Annotated in this window: 15 protein-coding genes; 11 read left to right on the forward strand and 4 right to left on the reverse strand. The window is 42.3% G+C overall.

The annotated features are described in order from the left end of the window. Positions 1–59: 59 nt before the first annotated feature. From IPJ09_17015 to IPJ09_17035, 5 genes are all read left to right on the forward strand, one after another. Entirely contained in the window at positions 60–2780 is a 2721-nt protein-coding gene (locus tag IPJ09_17015; protein MBK7373109.1) for a family 78 glycoside hydrolase catalytic domain, read from the forward strand. An 88-nt stretch (positions 2781–2868) separates the two neighbouring features. After that, entirely contained in the window at positions 2869–3678 is an 810-nt protein-coding gene (gene argB / locus IPJ09_17020) for an acetylglutamate kinase (GenBank protein MBK7373110.1), read from the forward strand. Then, a complete protein-coding gene (locus IPJ09_17025; protein ID MBK7373111.1) occupies positions 3657–4721 on the forward strand; it encodes a M20/M25/M40 family metallo-hydrolase in 1065 nt (354 codons plus the stop codon). Before argB ends, IPJ09_17025 begins: the two co-directional genes overlap by 22 nt. Positions 4722–4725: 4 nt before the next feature. After that, positions 4726–6063, forward strand: a complete 1338-nt coding sequence (gene argH, locus IPJ09_17030) for an argininosuccinate lyase (GenBank protein ID MBK7373112.1) — start codon at positions 4726–4728, stop codon at positions 6061–6063. 197 nt (positions 6064–6260) lie between these two features. Next, on the forward strand, positions 6261–8549 hold the full coding sequence (locus IPJ09_17035) for an acyl-CoA dehydrogenase family protein (GenBank protein ID MBK7373113.1): 2289 nt from the start codon (positions 6261–6263) through the stop codon (positions 8547–8549). Between the two features lie 43 nt (positions 8550–8592). Here the strand turns inward: IPJ09_17035 and IPJ09_17040 are convergent, their stop codons facing one another. Next, complete coding sequence (locus tag IPJ09_17040) at positions 8593–10548, reverse strand: hypothetical protein (protein ID MBK7373114.1); 1956 nt, start codon at positions 10546–10548, stop codon at positions 8593–8595. 111 nt (positions 10549–10659) lie between these two features. Here IPJ09_17040 and IPJ09_17045 point away from each other — a divergent pair, with 111 nt between their 5' ends. Beyond that, complete coding sequence (locus tag IPJ09_17045) at positions 10660–11316, forward strand: class I SAM-dependent methyltransferase (GenBank protein MBK7373115.1); 657 nt, start codon at positions 10660–10662, stop codon at positions 11314–11316. A 63-nt stretch (positions 11317–11379) separates the two neighbouring features. Here IPJ09_17045 and IPJ09_17050 read toward each other — a convergent pair whose 3' ends face one another. The 3 genes from IPJ09_17050 to IPJ09_17060 form a co-directional block, all read right to left on the reverse strand. Continuing rightward, the gene (locus IPJ09_17050; protein MBK7373116.1) at positions 11380–12513 is read right to left on the reverse strand and encodes an FAD-dependent oxidoreductase; all 1134 of its coding nucleotides are present in this window, start codon (positions 12511–12513) and stop codon (positions 11380–11382) included. A gap of 66 nt (positions 12514–12579) precedes the next feature. Beyond that, on the reverse strand, positions 12580–12906 hold the full coding sequence (locus IPJ09_17055) for a hypothetical protein (GenBank protein MBK7373117.1): 327 nt from the start codon (positions 12904–12906) through the stop codon (positions 12580–12582). Between the two features lie 637 nt (positions 12907–13543). Then, positions 13544–13822 (reverse strand): hypothetical protein, encoded by a 279-nt coding sequence (locus IPJ09_17060; protein ID MBK7373118.1) that lies wholly within the window; start codon positions 13820–13822, stop codon positions 13544–13546. Between IPJ09_17060 and IPJ09_17065 the strand changes: the two genes are divergently transcribed. From IPJ09_17065 to IPJ09_17085, 5 genes are read left to right on the forward strand one after another with little or no spacing between them, the layout of a single operon-like run. After that, entirely contained in the window at positions 13746–14009 is a 264-nt protein-coding gene (locus IPJ09_17065; protein MBK7373119.1) for a DUF11 domain-containing protein, read from the forward strand. The genes IPJ09_17060 and IPJ09_17065 overlap by 77 nt on opposite strands. Next, positions 13967–14206 (forward strand): hypothetical protein, encoded by a 240-nt coding sequence (locus IPJ09_17070; GenBank protein ID MBK7373120.1) that lies wholly within the window; start codon positions 13967–13969, stop codon positions 14204–14206. Before IPJ09_17065 ends, IPJ09_17070 begins: the two co-directional genes overlap by 43 nt. 33 nt (positions 14207–14239) lie before the next feature. Next, positions 14240–14704: a hypothetical protein gene (locus IPJ09_17075; GenBank protein MBK7373121.1), complete on the forward strand. Its 465-nt coding sequence runs from the start codon at positions 14240–14242 to the stop codon at positions 14702–14704. Between the two features lie 17 nt (positions 14705–14721). After that, a complete protein-coding gene (locus tag IPJ09_17080; GenBank protein ID MBK7373122.1) occupies positions 14722–14913 on the forward strand; it encodes a hypothetical protein in 192 nt (63 codons plus the stop codon). Beyond that, on the forward strand, positions 14910–22166 hold the full coding sequence (locus IPJ09_17085) for a CHRD domain-containing protein (protein MBK7373123.1): 7257 nt from the start codon (positions 14910–14912) through the stop codon (positions 22164–22166). Before IPJ09_17080 ends, IPJ09_17085 begins: the two co-directional genes overlap by 4 nt. The last annotated feature ends 130 nt before the right edge of the window (positions 22167–22296 follow it).

Below are 22296 nucleotides of genomic sequence, written 5' to 3' on the forward strand. Positions count from 1 at the left end.
TTTACCAATACAATTCAATCCTTTGGTGATATCTTTTCTTACTTTTAATCAAATTTTAAATGGCTATCATGAAATCTTTGTACACAATTTTGCTTTCTACCTTGTTTATTTCGCTTTTGGCTCAACCCCTCAAGGTATATGACCTTAGGGTTGAACAATTATCCAACCCAATGGGACTGGACTCAAGACAACCCAGATTTAGTTGGAAGCTCCAATCCGAAATGCCTAATACGATCCAATCTGCTTATGAGGTCACTGTATCAACCTCACCTGATTTTAATAAGAAGACGATCGTGTGGAACACCAGGCAGACCTCTGACCAATCGGTTTATATCACCTATGCCGGACTTCCATTGACTTCCAATACTACTTATTATTGGAAATTGATCGTTTGGGACAATCATGAGCATATGACTTCATCGACCCAGGCAGCTTGGTGGCATACCGGCTTGTTTGATCAGAAAGACTGGACAGCCAAATGGATTTCTCCTATCATTGATACGACTATAAAGGAATTATTTCCGAGCCCCATGTTGAGGAAAGAATTTAACATTAAAAAAGATGTACGCTCAGCTACCTTATATATCAGTTCAAAAGGTCTGTACGAAGCAAAAATCAATGGTGCACGAGTAGGACAGGATTACCTTACACCCGGCTGGACCAGTTACAATCATCGTATTCAATACCAGGCTTATGATGTAACCAGCCAGTTAACAAAAGGAATGAATGCCATCGGCATCACCTTAGGCAAAGGATGGTTTGGCGGAGAAGTAGGTTGGATCAAAAACACCAATATCTACGGTGGTGAATTATCTGCTATCGCTCAGATCATGCTCACCTTAAAAGATGGGTCTACCATGATATTAGCTACAGACGATAGTTGGACTTATTCGACAGGGCCTATCCTGTTTTCAGAGATCTATCATGGAGAGCGATACGATGCAAGAAAAGAAAATGATCGTTGGGCTACTCCTGGAAATACAACAGGTAGTTGGAAGCCTGTAAAAGTACAGCCATACGATCTGGGAGTTTTAATCGGTACTTATAATGAACCTGTGAGAAAACATGAAACAATCAAACCTGTCAAATGGCTCATCACTCCTGAAGGGGATACAGTATTGGATTTTGGCCAAAATATGGTAGGCTGGGTAAAAGTATCGGCGACTGGTCCGGCAGGAACGGAGATCACGTTATCCCATGCAGAAGTACTGGACAAATTTGGGAATTTTTATACCGAAAATCTCAGGCATGCCAAAGAATCTAATACCTATATTTTGAAAGGAAAAGGCGAAGAGACCTTTGAGCCACACTTTACTTTCCAGGGATTTAGATTTATCAAAGTGCAGGGGTATCCCGGCCCTATCTCGCTGGACAAATTTGAGGGTATCGTATTATATTCTGACATGCAGCGAGTGGGTACTTATGAATGTTCCAATACCCTGATCAATCAACTGCAGCACAATATCCAATGGGGTCAACGAGGAAATTTTCTTGATGTACCAACGGATTGTCCTCAACGCGACGAACGACTTGGTTGGACAGGCGATGCTCAGGCATTTTCGAGAACAGCAGCCTATAATTTTGATGTGCAAAACTTTTTTGCAAAATGGTTGCAAGATCTCTCTGCTGACCAAAATCCAGATGGAGGAGTACCGCATGTAATTCCGAATGCGCTTAGACCAGAGGCGGCAGCTTCAGCGGGGTGGGCAGATGCTGCTACCATCATTCCCTGGAATATGTATACCATCTATGGAGACACTTCTTTTCTCAAAAGACAATATCCCAGCATGAAAAAGTGGGTGCAGTATATGGTGGATAGTAGTAATCAATATCTTTGGAACAAAGGATTTCATTTTGGAGATTGGTTATTTTATAGTTTAGGTGATGACCGTGATGGCCGTTCGGCAGTTACTGATAAATACCTGATAGCACAATGTTTTTTTGCCAATAGTGTGGATATCATGATAAACTCAGCGGAAGTGTTGGGCAAGTCTGAGGATCAAAAGTATTATAAAGATTTATTGAATAAAGTTAAGTCAGCTTTTAGAAAAGAATATGTCACTGGATCAGGCAGGTTGGTGTCGAGCACACAGACTGCTTATGTACTGGTCTTGCAATTTGATATGCTGGAAGAAGGTCACCGGGAGGTGGCTGCAAAAAGGCTGGCTGACAACGTGAAATCTTATAACTATCATATCACCACCGGATTTTTAGGCACTCCTTATATCTGTCATGTATTGTCGCGATATGGTTATACTGATTTTGCCTACAGATTATTATTACAGGATACGTATCCATCCTGGTTGTATCCTGTTAAAATGGGGGCTACTACCATCTGGGAACGATGGGACGGCATCAAGCCTGACAGCACTTTTCAGTCTGCCAGTATGAACTCGTTTAATCATTACGCCTACGGTGCGATTGGTGATTGGATGTATCGGGTGGTGTGTGGATTAGAAATCGAGCAACCTGGTTATAAAAAAAGTGTGATCCAGCCGATGCTGAGTGATTCACTATCATATGCCAAGAGCAGCACCATGACGCCATATGGATTAATTAGCTCTGGATGGAATAAAAAATCAAGTTCGACTGAATTTACAATCGAAATTCCTGTAAATACGACTTCTACCATCATTCTACCAATATCTAAAGCCTCTATTATAAAATTAAATGGTATGCCCATCGATACTTATGAAAAAGTAAAAATAATTGAAAGAAAGGATGATAGGGTGTCAGTGCAAGTTGGATCCGGTAAATATTTATTTGAAGTATCAAAATAATATTAGGAGGTCATTTCTAACATATATAAGTTACAGATGACTATTTGGTTAATTTTTAGATATTTGTCTGAATATTACCATTTAAAACATGGAGCTGAAAGAACCCTTAATGATAATAAAAATTGGTGGCAATGTATTGGACCATCATGAGGACACTATTGATTTTTTACAAAAACTGATAAAATATCCCAACCGAAAAATATTAGTTCATGGTGGTGGAAAGATCGCCACAGACCTATCTGCTCGATTAGGTATAGACACCAGGATGGTCGATGGTAGGAGGATCACTGATTTTGAAACGTTAAAGATCGCCACCATGGTCTATGCCGGCTGGACCAATAAAAGCCTGGTGGCACATCTGCAATCCATGGAAGTAAATGCACTAGGGTTGAGCGGCGCTGACCTTAACCTTATACAAGCCAATAAAAGAGAGAATCGGGATATAGACTATGGATGGGTTGGAGATGTGGCCCGCGTCTACGTAAAAAGATGGGCTTTCCTTTTAGAAAACGGAGTGTTGCCCGTATTGTGTGCCATCACTCATGATAATAAAGGGCATTTGCTCAATACTAATGCAGATACCATAGCCTCAGAACTGGCAATAGCTTTATCTACGAAATATCCCGTTCAATTAATCTATTGCTTCGAGAAAAAGGGGGTGATGCTGGATCAGAATGATGAGGACAGCGTATTGACCAGATTAGACCGTGAGCGCTTTTTAAAACTGAAAGATCAAGGCATTATTTCAAAGGGTATGATTCCCAAACTGGAAAATGCATTCAAAGCTTCCGCTAAAGGTCTCAATGATGTTTATATTTGTGCTGCCCAGGACATTGATAGATTTCAATCAACGGGTACTCAGATATGCCAATCTCCATTACTCAGCTCGACTCACTAACTGCCAAAGCGATTTCACTGCTTGAAGCACTCATAGCTATTCCAGCATATAGTAAAGAAGAGGATGAGAGAGCCAGCCTATTAGTTGATTATTTTAATTCTTTAGGAATCGAATGTTTTAGAATAGCTAACAACGTGATTTTAGGATCGAATCCACAGACTTCTAAACCTATTATCCTACTCAATAGTCATATCGATACTGTCATACCTTCTTCAACCTGGCAGAGGTCTGCACATATTCCTACATCAGAAGGAGATAGAATCTACGGATTGGGTACTAATGATGCAGGGGCTTCATTGGTATGTTTGATTATGACCTATCTGCATCTTCATACAACAGATCAGCCCTATCACCTGGTGCTGGCAGCATCTGCAGAAGAAGAAATATCCGGACAAAACGGAATCGTACAGGTAATCAATCATTTGGCAAAAGTAGATCTTGCCATCGTGGGCGAGCCTACCGGTATGCAGATGGCGATCGCTGAAAAAGGACTCATGGTGGTAGATGCCATAGCGGAGGGTATCTCGGGTCATGCTGCTCGGGAGGAAGGCAAAAACGCAATCTATCAGGCACTAGAGGATATCACCTGGATCAGACAATATTCTTTTGATAAGATTTCACCTTACCTGGGCCTTACCAAAGCGACTGTGACGATGATCCAGTCAGGTACGCAGCACAATGTTATACCTGATCAGTGCACATATGTAATCGATGTGAGGAGCAATGAATTATATTCCAACAAGGAAATTCTCGATCTCCTGCAATCAGGGGTACAGTCTATTTTGAAAGCCAGGTCGTTTAGGTTAAATTCATCGACTATCGACGCACATCACCCCATCGTGATCAAAGGGACCTTCCTGGGACTTTCTGCCTATGGATCGCCTACCTTGTCTGATCAGGCATTGATGCCTTATACTTCTATCAAAATAGGACCCGGCGATTCAGCCAGGTCACATACCGCTGATGAATTTATCACCCGGGAGGAAATAAGGCTGGGGATCAAAACTTATATCGACCTATTGGACGGATTAATCTTAAACTGACAAAATGAAACTTTGGGATAAAAACAATACAACAGATGACTTAGTGGAGGCTTTCACAGTAGGACAGGACAGAGCACTGGATTTGTTGTTGGCACCCTATGACGCCTTGGCTTCTATCGCTCATGTGATGATGTTGGATGAAGTAGGATTGTTGGACAAAGCGGAAGCAAAATCTATAGTCAAAGAATTGCAACAAATTTACAAGGATGCTATAGCGGGGAGGTTTGTCATCGAAGATGGGAGTGAAGATGTACATTCCCAAATCGAACTTTTGCTCACGCGTATTTTGGGTGAAACCGGTAAAAAAGTACATGCCGGCCGATCACGCAATGACCAGGTCCTCGTGGCTTTAAAACTGTTCTATCGTCACGAGATAGAAGAGATTGTAAAAAGGACCAAAATGCTTTTTGATGAATTGATGAGTCTAAGCGAAAAACACAAGCATGATCTAATGCCCGGATACACCCATATGCAAGTGGCGATGGTGTCATCATTTGGTTTATGGTTTGGTGCATATGCAGAGTCGCTGGCTGATGATCTGAGAAGTATGCAGGCTTCATTTCAAATGGTCAATCTGAATCCTTTGGGATCCGCTGCAGGTTATGGATCGTCATTTCCATTAAACAGGACCATGACCACCCAGGCTCTTGGTTTTAATGACCTCCATTACAATGTGATCAATGCCCAGATGAGTAGAGGAAAAACTGAACTGGTATTGTCTCAAAGTATGGCGGTGCTCGCGAGTACCATCAATAAACTGGCCATGGATATGTGTCTGTATATTGGGCAGGACTTTGGTTTTATCTCCTTCCCCGATGAACTGACCACAGGCTCCAGTATCATGCCTCATAAAAAAAATCCGGATGTATGGGAGCTCATTCGAAGCCATTGCAATCGGATATTGGCTTTTCCTGGTGAAATTAGCATGATGATCCACAACTTGCCGGCTGGTTATCACCGGGATTTTCAATTGTTAAAAGAAGTATTATTCCCTATGCTTCAGTCTTTAAAATCAGTGTTGGATCTTGCCGCATTCATGTTGCCACAGATCAAAGTCGCCAGTCACCTGGTTCAAAAAGATAAATACCAATACCTTTTTACTGTCGAAGAAGTTAATAAACTGGTGCTCTCGGGAGTAGCCTTTAGGGATGCCTACAAACAGGTTGGGCTCAAAATACAAGAAGGTAATTATAAGCCTGACTATCACATACACCATACCCACGAAGGCAGCATAGGCCATCTTTGTCATGCTGAGATCAATGCTAAAATGGAGTCTGTACTGTATACTTTTGATTTCGATGGCATCCTGGAAAAAGAACAGGCTTTATTGGCAGAAAAATAAGCTGTGTGCATAATGAGGTGCGATACACTGATCGGTTTAACCCAACTATAACTCTAGACACTCAAGGTTTTAGCCAGATACCATATATGTCACAGTCAGTCCGTAAGCGTCGAACCCATAGGTCAAATAAAGCAAATGCTTATTTTAGGATTAAAAATATTGCGTAAGTTAGAGCAAATCAATATCGCTTACGCTCTATGTCGACTTTAATAAAAACATTGGAGGCTTATCCACGACTGAATATTTTTATCCCGCTCATGTGCATCATCTGGGAGGATCAACTCGTATCACCGGCAGAACAGGACCTGATGATCCAATACCTAAGCACCCAGGATTGGCTGATGGAAGAAGAAAAAAGCATCCTCCTCCATTGGGTACGACCAGGCCCTGGATATGAACCGCTGCCTTTCGATGATATGATCCTCGAAGTGAGAAATGCCCTGGTCAAAGAAGGCACACCGTCCGACCTGGGACTCATCGACCTTGGGCTAAAATTATATCATTCAAAACTGCAAGTATCTCCCAGTCCCATTGCTTCGAGTGCTCTAAAGTTTCAGGATGTCCTTGGCGCGCTCAACCATGAAGCTTTGTATCATTTTTATCCGGAATGGAGGTCAACTGTCTCACAATCTGCCAGGTCGGTTTATACTTTTGAAGTGGAAGAAATGAACCGCATACTAGATGGAGACCAGGTAGGATTGATCAGAGAGATTAAAGAATTAATTACCGACGGCACTTTTGATTTTGAAGATTATGGCAACCTGGAGGCATACAGAGCGAAGGTATATCATTGGTGTCTGTTATTAGCCAATAGTGGGTATGGCGCTATTGCTTATCCACAGAGTTATGGAGGGTGCAATGATATGAAAGCCTATTATACCGTGATGGAGACGATCAGCTATGTCGATCTGAGTCTAACTATAAAATATGGAGTACAGTTTGGTTTGTTTGGTATGAGTGTGGCAGCACTTGGCACAGAAAAACACCATCAGCTATATTTGAATCGTATTGGAACACTCGATTTGCCAGGATGTTTTGCTATGACAGAGACAGGTCATGGGTCCAATGTAAAAGGTATCGAAACGACCGCTACTTATCATTACGACAGCAAGACTTTTACCATACATACTCCGCATCACAGTGCACAAAAGGAATATATCGGCAATGCTGCCCTGCATGGTCAGCTGGCTACTGTTTTTGCCAAATTAATCATCGGTGGCAAAGATTATGGAGTCAGCGCATTTTTAGTGCCTATCAGAGATAAAAGTGGTCAGCCTATGGCTGGAGTGACTATAGAGGACTGCGGACCAAAGATGGGTTTGAATGGTGTAGACAATGGTAAAATACATTTTGATCATATCACCATACCCTATGAATCTTTGCTGGATCGATTTGCTTCTATCGACGAAACCGGAGCTTTCCAAAGCCCGATATTAAGTGACAACAGGAGATTTTTCACTATGTTGGGCACCCTGGTTGGCGGGCGTATCGGGGTGCCGAGGTCTGGATTGACTGCCGCCAAAGTAGGATTGGCGATCACGATCAAATACAGTGACCGTCGCAGGCAGTTCGGTCCGGATCAGGGCGAGGAGATTCCAATCTTAAACTATCGGATGCACCAGCGTCGGTTGATACCTTATGTAGCTAAGGCCTATGCCTGTCATTTTGCCCTCCAATATGTGACCGATCGATTTGTATATCGTAAAGAAGAGGAAATGCAAGAGATAGAGGCCATCGCAGCTGGTCTCAAAGCCTATGCCACGTGGAATACCACCGCCACACTCCAGGAATGTCGTGAATGTATGGGTGGAAAAGGCTATCTGTCTGAAAACAGAATTGATCGACTAAAAAATGATACCGATATCTATACCACTTTTGAAGGGGACAATACCGTCTTGATGCAATTGGTTGCCAAGAGCAGACTCACAGAGTTCAAACAATCATTTCACAATATCAATTTTTTAGGAGTAGTCAATTATGTTGCTTCGCAAGCAGTCTCTACGATCACTCAAAAAAATCCGCTTACTGTCCGCAACAGCGATACCACACATTTGCTCGATCATGATTTTCACATCACGGCTTTTAAGTCAAGAGAGCAAGATCTATTGGCATCGGCTGCAAAAAGATTAAAGCGACTTTTAGAGGAAGGAATGGACTCTTTTGATGCCTTCAATGTCTGTCAACACCACTTGATCCAGGTCGCTGACGCCTATGTAGATAGAATCATTTTGGAGCAGTTTCATGCTGCTATCGCCATCATCAAAGACAGTGCCTGTAGATCAGCCCTTACCCGATTATGCCAATTATTTGCATTGTTTACCATAGAATCGCATATTGGCTGGTACCTTGAGTCAGGTTATATGGAAGGAGTAAAGACCAAAGCGATTCGCAAGCTGGTCAATCAAATGTGTTGGGAGATCAGGCCCGATGTAGTAGCCCTGGTGGATGCTTTTGGTGTGCCGGAAAATTGTATGGGTAAGGTATGATGATACAAATTGGGTGTATAATTGATACTTTCAGGTGAAAGAATTATTGAGCATCTTTCTGCTGCTCATACTTTATTTCTTCCAATAAATTCATTGTAGCAGGATTGCTGGGAAAGGCATTTAGGCTTTGTAGTGCCATGTCGGCTGCTTTTTCGTAAAGACATTGGTTTTTATATAATTCGGCCAACTTCGACGAAACCGTTTCATTGTTAAAATCGTATTTTAAAGCAGCCAAAAAATGTTTCATAGCAGATATCGCATCGTTTTTTTCCAAAGCCTGAAATCCGAGATAATCCTCCCGGTTGTCGCGTTTGACTACCGCACATATCGGTACTCCATCGGCCTTGACTGTATATACTGTACCTTTTGGAGGCCAGGTATGATTTAGCAATTGGTCGCGATGAATAAATCGTGAATAAAAAATGGCATAGTCCCAATCTTTTTCGCTCCGCTCATAATATCGCGTATAGGTTACTTTTAAGTTATGGGAAGTATCAGACAAATACACCTGAGCGGGATACAAACCATTAGTGGTGATCGTAATCGGTTTATGAAGTTTATCTATTTTTTCATGATTTTTTAACCAGGTGGATGCTTCTTTTACGGACAACATCCAGTAATCCGTTTCAAAATTGCCATAAGCTTTTTTTATACCTCCAAATAATGGATTGAAATAAGTGTATTGATAGGGATGATATGTAATGATAGAATAGAGGTTTTCAGACATCAGGCCTAACAGCAATATCACTGAAATGAACCTGAAATATTTAGAGCTGAAAGAAGTAAACCATAATATCCATCCCAGTGAAGCAATCAACAACAATGAGGGATATACGAACAGAAAATGTCGCCAACCATCATGCAAGGTAGAGTGCTTATAAATAGCATAACTGATCGGAAATAAAAAGGTAAAAAAGAGCATAAAGATTTCAAGAAAAGGCAGATCGTGGTACCGTTTTTTTAAAAGCCGGAAGAAAAAAAATACACCCACAATGGAAAATATTGGAATCGTCCGGATGATCCACTCGGGAATATAATTCCAGGGCAAGAGAGACGAACTGGAATGCAGTCCACTAAACAATACCGAGATGGTAATCGGCTGGTGCGTAAATTCAGTTAACGCTTTAAATGGATTGACCAGGGGATGGGCCAGCGCATAGGGCCAAAAAAGAATCCCTGCGAAATACGATATCAATCCAACTGCCATGGTGTAAGCGATGCTCAAGGTTATCTCCCGGGTAGTCAGGGCATGCCCTTGATACATCGATCTCCCAAAGTATATAGCGGTAAATAAAAACAGATAGACTATCAATAATAATCCCCCTGCCCTGGTATTGAGGGCTATCATGACCCCGAATACGATGCCCATGATTGCACTTAAGCTAGGTTTTGGTAATTGCCTGATATAAATCGAAATAAAATATAAGGTCATGATATATCCCGCAGCAAATGGGATATCCTTCGGATTGACCATGGCATCCCCCATAAACCTCGGCGTAAGTAACATCAATAACATAGTCAGGTATGCCAGGGGCCAGCCGCCAATCCGTTTGGCAAAAAGACTGGTAAACAGCAAGGCGATAAAACCAAACACTGCACACAGAACTCGTCTCACCGTATGATAGCTTGGGGTAAACTCGTCATTTTGACCAATGAGTTTGTTGAGCGATACGGCGGTTAAATCAAATAAACCTCCATACAGTTGCATATTGCCTTCCGGGACATACAAAGCTGAGGTGTCTTTACCCAAGGAGGAATAATAATTCCAAAGTTTTTTTGAATAATCGATTTGAAATTTTTCGTCCCCATTCACTCCAAAATGGATGCTCAGGCTGATCATGCCTAATAATGTCAGGATGGATAGGATGGTAAAATTTTTCCGATTATAAAATACAGTATTATCAAAAGAGAATATTGATTTTTTGTGAGGAATGCCAGGTGACAGATGATAATCTATGCCAGACGGACGATTTGGTTTGGGAGCTTCTTTTTTTGCCATGCTGGTTTATGATTCTGTGACTCAAAAGTATTATATATATCTCAGAGTGGTTTAATGATATTAATGGATATTTGCCTGAAATATAACCATGTTGAAGGGTACATTCTACCTATGATCAAATACTTCCAAAACCTCCTGAGTCATCCCGGCTTTTACCATTACGCCAGGCAAATCCTTTTATTGGGGATGCCTCTGAAGAAATGGGCAGAATATGGCAATTATTTTGAGCCGGATGAGCGGATTGCTGACCTTGGTTGTGGCCCGGCAGACATTTTGCGGTTTGTAGACAGTAAACGTAAACCTGATTTTTACCTGGGCATCGATATTTCCGATCGTTATTTGAGACAAGCAGCGCGGAAAGCCGACAGAATAGGGCTCGCTTCAAAATTTATAAGACTCGATCTCTCTGAGCTGTCCTCTGATGAAAAATTGCAAATTCAACTCATTGAGCTTTTATCCGAATATAAAATCACCACTGTCAATCTTTTTGGGGTATTGCATCATATCGATGATCGGTCCGTCATCTCTACGCTCCAGGTTGTCTCTAAAGGGGCTATGGTTAAGTCTTTGAATACACAAGATGTTTTGACCATCCCGGACCAGCATATCAATAATTTTTATGTCAGCTTAGATCGTGGGGGGCATGTCAGAGACGAAGACCATTATGATGCTTTGATCAAAAAGACTCCCTGGACATTAAGGGATAAAAAATGGTCTCAAGCTGGAGTCCGGAGTGTAAAATATATTCATTACAGGCTACACAAATAAATATATCATTGGAATCGGTCTGCCTGGTTGCTCAGCCGTGGTTTATAGAGCCATTCCTTACTATTAGCGGTCTACAACTTTTTCAATTTCGTAAATTGAATTTATTTTTCCGGAAAATAAATAAAAAAAATCGGGACTGGTATGGAGTTTTATGATTTCCGTTGGACGGCTGGCATCCGGGACACTTGATTTTAAATTGGTCTTTATCGCGAACGAAGAATGAAGATAATCTAAGGAGATATCCTGCCGCAGATACTTTTTTACTTGTTCAATCATCTTGATATAGTCGGACGCAGGCCTCGCAGTACATATATTGCAATTCGATATAAAATCCGGCTTACAACTGGGGTTCACCTCCTGGCAATCAAAAGTGGGCAAACTGCTATAAGATGTTTGATGATGCGTATACCTTACCGAGGACAAAGAGTGTGTGCCGGAATGTCCGAATGGCAAATAAGAAGCAAAGGGACCATCAATGATCGTCAGCCCGGTATTCGCGAGGGCCGATGAATGCACAAAAGCTATCTCTGAAATGACATAGAGCAGATCCAGCTCCTGCATCCCAAACAGCCGATTGATGCTATTGATTCCAGAGTATGTGGCATTAATGACGGTGGGTGCTTTTAATTTTATTTTATCTGTGCTCCCCCCGATGATAGCATCCAGGAGCCAGTTTTCCTGGTTTTTTTCGGCATGCATCACCTGGGTACCCACCTGGAGTGAGATATGCTTATTGGCTTTTAATTTTTCAATGTAAAATGCTGCCATCTGCTGCGTATCAAAGCTGTATTCTTCTGTGAGGTATAGGGCTTCCAGTTGAGTCATATTGAAAAGACTGTGATTTGTGACTTTCCGGAACGGAAGAGGAATGAATTCGCAAAACTGCTCAAATTGACTGCTACTGGTTAGTGAGGCTGACCGATCTATCCCATAATAACTTTCGTATTGATTATTGATGAAGGGTTTATGGTCGGTCATAAAACGAGCCTGGTATTCATGAGCCATCTGGGCAGTAGCCATACTTCTTGGATAATGATAACCGCCATGCAGCCTGGCTTGATTGACCACCGAAGCTTTTGAAAACAGGGATGGCTCCTTTTCAATCAAACACACCGACTGGTTTCTCCCGGCCAAATACAAGGCTGCATACACTCCAAATATTCCGCCACCCAGCACGATAACATCAAATTCTTGCATTCAATTCAGGATTGATCGTCGTGTAATTTTCATGAACCGGATTTCTTAAACAGGGGGTGAAGGTATTTAAGGTTTGGCAACTAACAGTTTATTTTGTTTTAATCTTCTCATTGCCTTGAGATATTGCCAGGCCAGTGGTATGATTCTTACATGGCTTTCTGCCGAATCTGTCCAGGTGACCGGTAGCTCATAGATTTTCATCTTCAACCACGCTGCGATCACTAATAACTCTGTACTAAAAAACCAACCTTTACTCCGAGCGCCGTTTTCACATAGCCTTTCATACACTTCTTTTTTTAAAAATTTAAATCCACACATACCATCCGAAATTGGTACACCAAGGTATTTTCTAAGTATAAAATTGAAAACTCTGGAGGTCATGGTTCTTTTCAAGCTCCTATTTTTGACTATGGATTTTTTATGTAAGCGGGTAGCATAGACGATATCCTGCCCGGAAGATAAGGCGACAAGTGCTTCCTTCAGATGAGACAGATCTGTGGCCAGGTCGAGATCCTGTATCCTCCGATCGCAGCATTTGACTGGGCCTAGGGGTTTGCAAGGCCAGCCCCCCTTTTCTTCAAGTCGGATAACGGGGGGGTTGGGGGATTAAAATTAGATTTTCTCCGGTCGGGTGTGGGCAGACCGGGAAGTCCGCGAGCACGACGCTCCAGGAGTCCGGTGGGTGAAAATTTTTTAGCAAGTAATTGAAGCACGACCACATTTTTTTTTAGTAGGTTTTGTTTTTTCAATACTGGGATTGTAATTTCAATCATAGGTAGATAAAGGGGCTCTTAAATCTGACAAATCAAAGGTAGGATTAATTCTTTCTTTGTTCTTTGTGGTGTTCACACAATAGGCATTCCACATGATCAATCAAGGATTCAGGTAAATTTATTGGATTAGCAGATGGAAATGGAGTCTCACTTTATTTAAAACTAATTTAGTTTATATATATAAAATATTGACAATCATATATTTAAATAATTAAAACTAATTTATTTATTAATTTGTGATATAACTCTTAAATCCCTTATTTAATTCTTATTTTTAGGCTCAATTTCAGTCCTGACCATTCACTTGATTTTGGATTGGTCTGTTTATAACAAAGTCTACTGGCCAATTCTGCTTCATACCATTCATTCAAAAAATTATACAAGTCTGCTGCCACATTAAGTTGGAGTAGTGGTTTGATTTCCTTACTGTTGCTCGGAGCAATATTGTATGGGCTACGAATGCAATTAAAACTGGCCTCAGCCGATCTCAGCTTAAGCAAATCTGTAAATAAGCTGACTCCTGATTCAGGATCCATGATTACCTATACAATAGTTGTTCGCAATGCCGGCCCTGATCCTGCTACGGGAGTGGAGGTGACAGATATGCTGCCTGTTGGGCTTGGTTTTTCCGGTTCGATTTCTGGGCCTAGGACAATTACAAGTACTTTTTCAAATATTAAATGGAGCAACCTCATGATTCCCCTAATGACAGTGTTACATTGAGTTTCAATATTAGTATTACAGGACGCGGGGGATATACTTGTTATGTGAATTTTGCAGAAGTCACTGCCACTGGAGTGCCGGATCCTGACTCCAGTCCCGGCAATGGCAATATTGGGGAGGATGATGGATCGGCGGTGATCATAACTGTTAACTCGCCTTCAGGAGGAAATTGTGCGACTTGCTCCCCAGCTCCCTAATGTCACCATCATCAATAGCACCTGTATGGGGTCTTGTATGCCAGTGGTGGCAGTATAACAGCTCCACCCGGGACCCCATGTCCGCCAGGAAATACTATTCAATATCAGGTAAACGGAGGTATGTGGAGTAGTACGCTTCCAGTCTATGATCAGGATGGGCCTGCACAGACGATAAAGACGCGGTGCAATTGCAATTTCGACCCCACACAAAGTACGGCAGAGTCAGATGGATTATTTACAGATCCCGCACCAGCGCCCACCCTGGATATAGTATGCCCTCATGATACTACGGTCACTTGTGCACTGCTGGTACCTGCTCCGGATATCACTTCTGTATCTGCATCTAACAGCTGCGGTGGAGAGGTCACCATTACTTTCCTCAAAGACAGTGTATCCATATCCGACTCGACTTGTATCAATCAAAAAGTGATTTATCGCAAATACCTCGGTATGGATCAATGTAATAATGACACGGTCTGTATTCAAAAATTACTGTAAGAGATACGATTGCTCCCATGATCATTTGTCCTAATGATACGATGGTAGCCTGTAGAAGCGAAGTACCGGTAGTTGATGCATCCCAGGTGATGGCTACAGATAATTGTGAGGAGCAGATGACTTCTTCGATCTGCAGGCCAGTCTATCCGGTCCAAATGAAAGCCCGGCAAATGCATCTCCGGGCTTTGGCAAGGCTATTGTCACAGTGAATACCATAGCCAATACCATGCGGGTACAAATATCTTTTAGTGATCTTACAGGTACGACTACTGCAGCGCATATTCATGCAGCGACAGCTATAGCATTTTCAGGCAATGCCGGGGTAGCTACAACCCTGCCATCTTTTACTGGTTTTCCATCTGGAGTCACTAGCGGAACATATGATATCACATTTGATATGACTTTGGCCAGCAGTTACAGTGCATCTTTTGTCACCGCTAATGGGGTACCAGCAACGGCGTTTGTCGCTTTAGTAGCTGCTTTGCAGACTGGGAAATCCTATCTAAATATTCACTCATCTACGTTCCCAGGGGGAGAAATAAGAGGATTTATGATGGTTGGTCCAGTTGTAGCCTGGGTCAAAGATAGTATACCTGCTGCAGATTCAGTCTGTACCAACCAGTTGACAGTATATAGAGTATTTAGTGCTACCGACGCTTGTCTCAATGTCAGCTATTGTACTCAAAAGATCGTAGTCAAAGACACGATCGGGCCGGTATTTACAGTTTTTCCGACCGATACTACGGTGGTATGTGTAGATGAGGTGCCACCGGTTGCTGGTTCTTTGGGATGTTTGCATTGTCCTTTTCAAGATGTTGCGCCCTTCGCCACTGACAACTGTGGTAGTGCCTTGGTAAGTTTTACGGAGGAAGTTTCTATTGATTCAACTTGTCAGAATAAAAAAACCATCCTGAGAATATGGACAGCTACTGATGCTTGCAATAATATGACCAGGGATACCCAAATGATCAGAGTCAATGACACGGTCCCTCCTATCCTGACCTGCCGGGATACATTACGATTTGAATGTTTGATCGATTTCCCGGTAGCATATGCAAATGTCGATTCTTTGTTGGCCGATCAGGGCACTGTTTTGGATAATTGTTGTCTTGACAGCTCTTCGTTCAGACTGATTTCAGAAACGATGACAGCTCCTGATGGCATGACTACGCTTACCCGGATGTATTCCATTGATGACTGTTGCGGCAACAGCGATACCTGTGTACAAGTTCTGCAAATGCCGATTTGTTTCCTTGACCTGGCCTTGAAAAAGGAGATTGATGCTCCGACACCTTATTTTGCCAGCCCCGGAGGAACCGTTCCATTTAAAATCACAATATATAATCAGTTTGCTATAGCCTCTGATAGTATTAAGATTATTGATTATTTGCCCAGCCCGGCATCTACTGTGATTTCGCCCAATTGGGTGAATAATAATGATGGAACTGCTTGCCTTACTTTGTCACGAGCCAATGGATTGCTTCCTGGATCCGGTCTGGTGTTCGGAGACTCTGTTGTGGTATCTTTCACCATACAGTTGGGAATGGATATTGCTATAGCGTCAACACAAAATATTGCCGAGATATATTCCGCTCAGGATACTTTCCACAATACGCTTCCTGATCTTGACAGCAGTCCCAATGGCATTCCCGATGATGAGACCGGGACAGTCGATAATGAAATAAATAATGATGGAACCCTGGATGAAGATGATCAGGACCCTGCACCATTTTTTATCTTAAGAGATCCGGTCTGCCAGGACCAATTGAATGTAAGCCTGGATGGCAATTGTCAAAAATGTATTACCGCAGCTGACCTGCTTCTTGGACCTACATTGCCTGAAGAAAATTATGAAATTCAGGTCTTTGATGCATCCGGAAGAAAATTACAGGGTAATTGTATTGATATCTCCTACCTGGGCTATTCCCTGACTTATAAAGTGATATTAAATGTACCGGGTCATTTGAATGCTTGTTGGGGTAATTTAAAGGTTGAAGACAAAGCACCACCAGCGCTCCGATGTGCCAATGATACTGTCAGCTGTTTTGAATTTGCCAATCTACCACTGGTAGCTACTAATATAGATAATTGCAGTGGAGATACAGTACGCATTTTGAGTGAAAAATGGGTAGACTATGGATGCGACTCAGCTTACCTGGGTTATGTAGATCGAACGATCTGGGGTTCAGATCGCTGGCAAAACAGCTTGACTTGTACTAGCAGGATATATATTAAAAAGACTAGCCTGGAGCAGGTGCAATGTCCGGACGCTCTTGAGTTCCCCTGTACTATTCTCCATCAAATAGGTGGTGTCAAAGAATTGAAAATACCTATTTCAATCGATAAGAATAAGCTCACTCCGGAATTTTTATTGAGTTTGCAGCAGGCTACCTGGGAGTTTAAGGACGGCAGCAAAGACCGGGTATTTTTAACATCTATTCCTGTGGTACCTCATGTAAAGGGTCAAAGTGTCTATCTGGCTGCATCCGGTGTATGTAAGATCAATGCAAGCTATACCGACAAACCGCTTCCGATCTGTGGTACTGGTGTCAAGATTAGAAGAGAATGGCTCATATTTGATTGGTGTACCCAGGCCGAGAAGACTTGTGTGCAGTACATATCGATTGAAGATAAAATAGCACCGATACCGACCAATCAAAATTTGGGCATGGTAGCATCCGGCCCGCATGACTGTGGCCAATATATTAATCTGCCCAAACTTGATTATAAAGATTGTAATGATGTGGTTCAAACATATTCATTGTCGATCAATGAAGAAGGTATTCCAAGGATTTTGCAAGGAGATTTGCCAGCCAGTCATATTTGGCTACCCGTTGGCTCTTTTAATATAATAGTACGGCTCGTCGATGCTTGTTACAATGAGAGTTTTGGCGCAATAGCTGTAAAGGTCGAAGATGTTACACCACCTACACCAGTTTGCATAGAGTATACCCAGGTGACGGTGGATCCGGCAGGATGCTGGGCTTCAGTGGCGGCCAAAGATCTTGACAAGGGAAGCCGTGATAACTGTTCAAGTAAATTACATTTCGCTGCAGCCCAAATGGACAGCATTGATTATTGGACAAAATATTGGACATCAAAATTAGAAGAGAAATGCGGTAAAGAAGAATACTGGAGAAATAACGAATTGTATCAAACCTGGATTGATGACTGGATAGATTGTTACATTTTTAGAGATACAGTTTATTTTGATGAATGCGGTAGTAACCAGGTAGTGCTCCGAGTATATGAAGCCGATCGTATTCCGCTCCGCGATCCACATATTTTCCCCTGGTCAGAACATGCCTGGTATTGTTATAACAGTAATATATTCTATAGGATCGCACACAATTATAATTTCTTTGATTCAAAAGGAAGCAAATTGGCATCCTGGAGATTGCCGTTAGATTGTAAATCGATAGTAGAGGATTGGATCAACACTCAAAAAACTAAATACATAAGTAGTCGGTATGGACATAACATTGATGTCAGCGCGGTCACCATCAATCAAACAATGGATTCTATACAATCTCAAGGTACATATTGCCCGGGCGATACCAGTATTAATTTAAATCCCGGTGAGTGTAACCGTATTGTAAAATATTCAATAGCACTTCCTCTGGGATATACGGCTGTCCAGACCTCCGGATTGCCCTCCGGATCGCAATTCCCAATCGGCACCACAACCAATGGGTTTAATATATATGATGGCAATACACTGGTTACAAATTGTACCTTTTCAGTGACCATCAAGGAATTTGATTTATCTCCTGCTGTAAGTAAGCAAATGGATTCAATATATACTCATGGTACGTATTGTCCGGGTGATACCACCATTAATTTAAATCCGGGAGAATGTGGTCGTATCGTAAAATATTCAATTATACTTCCACCAGGATATAGTGCTGTTCAGACTTCGGGATTGGCCTCCGGATATGAATTTCCAATAGGCACTACGACCAATAGATTTAATATTAATGATGGCAATACTTTGGTTACGAATTGTGAATTTTCCGTGACCATTAAGGAATTTGATATGCCTAGCAACTATATCTATTGTAAAGAAAATACCACCATCATTTTAAATAATGGCTCTGCAATTTTAGGGGCAGGTCAGGTTTTGGTGAATGCTAATTATGGTTGTTTTGATAATTATATTGTTGAATTATTTAAATCAGGCTACGTACCGGCTGTATTAAGTACCCAGGATATTGGGCAAATGTATGTCTATAGGGTAATAGACCCCAGGACATCGCAAAAATGCGAGGGAAAAGTGCTCGTTGGTACACCTCCATTAAATTGCAAAGCAATATCCACGGTTTTATTGAACAATGATGGCTTTGCATTTTTAGGGGCAGGTCAGGTCTTGATTGAAGAGCAGTATCGTTGTTTTGATAATTATATTGTCGAATTTTTAAAAGGCAGTTACGTTCCCGGCATAGCAACTACTCAAGATGTGGGAATGACACTTACTTATAGAGTGATTGACCCCACATCATCAGCTAAGTGTGAAGGCAAAGTATTTATAGATGATATTAACAATTCTATTGAGCAATTAAATTTATTGAATAACCGTAGACATTCTAAAATATTATACAATGATTGTATGGTGACCGTATTAGTTGATGACAAACAAGCACCTGTAGTCAATCATTTACAAGACATCACGATCTATTGTGACGGTGCACCGGAATATGCCGGACATCCCGCTTGTGAACACAGCGAACGTTTTTCCAAATGGCCGCTGGATTTAAAAGATTCTAAAGGAGTATGGCATGGCTATTACGGAGGATCGGACTTCTTAGGTGTACATATTGATGCCGATGCACATGATGATCCGGATGCCTGTGAATTTAACAAAGGCTGGGCTCCGATTTATTGCAGGTCATGGCTGTACCTGGATTCGTTTGACCATGCAGGACATGTGAATCCTAAAGATTATTTCTCCACCCTGGTTAAAGTAGATAAAAAACGACCACTCGATCATGTATTAAAATCCAACGAGTTTACTATTACAGACAACTGTCGGTTGGAAGATACCACCCTCAGGATCGTAGACAATGGCACGCTCAACGGCTGCAGCGAAGGTTGGATCCAACGCACCTGGACGATCAAGGACAAGTGCGGTAATTCGGTGACAGCAATTCAGAAAATCATCGTCAAGCATCGCCGTGATTTTGAAGTGATCTTCCCGGAAGATAAAGTCGTGACCTGCGATTTCCTCAATAAGACGGATACCAGCACTGCCGGAGCCGGAGCACCGATCATCTCAGACGACGAGTGTGAGCAAGTAGGTGTCCGTTACGCAGATGAAATATTTACAGTGGAGGACGGTGCATGTTATAAAATAGTACGTACCTGGACCTTGGTTGATTGGTGCATTTATGACCCCAATCAACATAACCACTATCCCGATGTGATTGTAGATGACAGACTTCGAGCAAATACAAGTAATCGGTCTTGTGTGTACCGCAATATCAAAGACAATAATGACGGATATATGACCTATGTGCAGATCATCAAAGTCATCGATGAGACTCCGCCGGTAGTGACTACCAGGGATACCACGGTATGTGTATTGAGTGATGATTGTTTGGTGAGTGTAGTCATACCATTGAGCGCATCAGACAATTGTGCTGCCGCATCGGATATCAGATTCCGTTACTTCATCGACTTGAACGCAACTGATGCGGTGTACAATGGAAAACTGTTTGACCCAACCAGCATAGATCAGGGTGGTACACAGTATGTCAAAGACTTCGTCTTTTTATTAGGCGCTCCTGGCAGACATGTGGTGCATGTAGTGGGTATAGACAATTGTGGCAACGCAGATACTTCCAGCTTCAGATTTGAAATCAAAGATTGCAAAAAACCAACTCCCTATTGCTACAATGGCATCGCCACGGTCATCATGCCGGGCAATGGCCAGGTCACCGTCTGGGCCAAGGACCTTAATCTCAACAGCAGTGACAATTGTACACCGGCTGCGGATTTGAAATACAGTTTCTCTGCGGATGTCGCTACAGCAAGTCGGCAGTTTACTTGTGCAGATATGACCAGTGACGGTCAAAACCAAATCTTTGAAGTAGAGATCTGGGTGACCGATAAAGCCGGCAACCAGGATCTGTGCAGGACCTATATCAAACTTCAGGACAATGCCGATGCAGCCAATGGACGACCAGAAGGGGCATGTAAGGACACGGTAGCCTCACTGGCATCCATCAGTGGCAAACTACTTACAGAAGATCAGCAAGGAGTAGAATCTGCGACCGTGCAAATTAAATCTGCTACGCCATCCGGCATACCTGCTTGGAAGAGCAGCATCGATGGCAGCTATCAGTTTAATGCTATTCCTACATCCGGCAGCTATAGTATCTCCGCCATGCGGGATGACAATCCGATGAATGGCGTATCGACCCTCGACCTGGTATTGATTCAAAAACATATACTTGGTACGGAGCGATTCACTTCACCGTACAAGATCATCGCTGCTGATGCAGACAATGATCAGAATGTAAGTGCCATCGACCTCATCGAACTTCGAAAATTAATCCTGGGTCTATACGACAAACTACCTAACAATACCAGTTGGAAGTTTGTACCCATGTCTTATCGGTTTGATGATATCCTCAACCCCTGGTCCGCACCAAACGAAGAGCAAATCATAGTTGCACAAGGAGCTATGGTCAAAGATTTTGTTGGTATCAAAATCGGGGATGTCAATGCCACGGCAGCACCTCACAGCCTGATGAATACAGAAGTAAGAGGCAGTGGTTCAGGATTGATTTTGGAGGTAAAAGATCGCACCTTCAAAGCCGGGGAGCGGGTAGAAGTATCATTCACTTCACCCAATTTTAAAGGAATATCAGGTTTCCAGGGAACTATGTCAATAGGCAATAAACAATTGACAATAGACAATTTAAATCGTCAATCGTCAATTAACTTCACTGAAAACAATATTGGTCGCCGATGGGAACATGAAGGCATGATTACGATGAGCTGGAATAGCAATCAGAGTCAGGACCTGGACAACCAGGCTGTACTCTTTACGATGAACTTTACAGCCCAACAGGATGGCAGACTGAGTGAAGTGCTGAGGATTGGTTCACAACATACGATAGCAGAGTCTTACGAAGGTAAAGGAGAGTTGGGTAATGTATCGATCCGGTTCATTGGTCAGCATGGACAAGAGGTTACCGCACAATCCGAGCTATACCAAAACTACCCCAATCCATTCGACCAGCGGACCGTGATTGGCTTTAACCTTGCCGAGCTGGGCAGAGGAACCTTCAAAGTGACAGATATCACCGGCCGTACCATCAAATCGATTGAAAAAGAATGGGCAAAGGGTTACCAGGAAGTCTGGATCGAACGAAGGGAGATCAAGGCCAGTGGCGTACTGTATTATTCATTTGAAAGCAAGGCATTCAAAGCGACGAAGAAAATGGTTTTGCTGGATTAATTACAGATGACTCAAACTCGCTGATGCTATAGGAAAAAGCTTGCTTTCAGATCAAAACATAATAGCCTTGACAACTGTCAGGGCTATTTTTATGAATAAGACTATATCACCACAAGTCCATTCAACAGCG

This window comes from Saprospiraceae bacterium, assembly GCA_016709995.1.
Lineage (GTDB): Bacteria > Bacteroidota > Bacteroidia > Chitinophagales > Saprospiraceae > JADJLQ01.

What these genes read in the sequence shown, in the direction of transcription:
- IPJ09_17015 (MBK7373109.1), top strand. Translation starts at nt 60, where the DNA reads ATGGCTATCATGAAATCTTTGTACACAATTTTGCTTTCTACCTTGTTT.
- argB (MBK7373110.1), top strand. Translation starts at nt 2,869, where the DNA reads ATGGAGCTGAAAGAACCCTTAATGATAATAAAAATTGGTGGCAATGTA.
- argH (MBK7373112.1), top strand. Translation starts at nt 4,726, where the DNA reads ATGAAACTTTGGGATAAAAACAATACAACAGATGACTTAGTGGAGGCT.
- IPJ09_17035 (MBK7373113.1), top strand. Translation starts at nt 6,261, where the DNA reads ATGTCGACTTTAATAAAAACATTGGAGGCTTATCCACGACTGAATATT.
- IPJ09_17040 (MBK7373114.1), bottom strand. Translation starts at nt 10,548, where the DNA reads ATGGCAAAAAAAGAAGCTCCCAAACCAAATCGTCCGTCTGGCATAGAT.
- IPJ09_17045 (MBK7373115.1), top strand. Translation starts at nt 10,660, where the DNA reads ATGATCAAATACTTCCAAAACCTCCTGAGTCATCCCGGCTTTTACCAT.
- IPJ09_17050 (MBK7373116.1), bottom strand. Translation starts at nt 12,513, where the DNA reads ATGCAAGAATTTGATGTTATCGTGCTGGGTGGCGGAATATTTGGAGTG.
- IPJ09_17065 (MBK7373119.1), top strand. Translation starts at nt 13,746, where the DNA reads ATGCAATTAAAACTGGCCTCAGCCGATCTCAGCTTAAGCAAATCTGTA.
- IPJ09_17060 (MBK7373118.1), bottom strand. Translation starts at nt 13,822, where the DNA reads ATGGATCCTGAATCAGGAGTCAGCTTATTTACAGATTTGCTTAAGCTG.
- IPJ09_17070 (MBK7373120.1), top strand. Translation starts at nt 13,967, where the DNA reads ATGGAGCAACCTCATGATTCCCCTAATGACAGTGTTACATTGAGTTTC.
- IPJ09_17080 (MBK7373122.1), top strand. Translation starts at nt 14,722, where the DNA reads ATGATCATTTGTCCTAATGATACGATGGTAGCCTGTAGAAGCGAAGTA.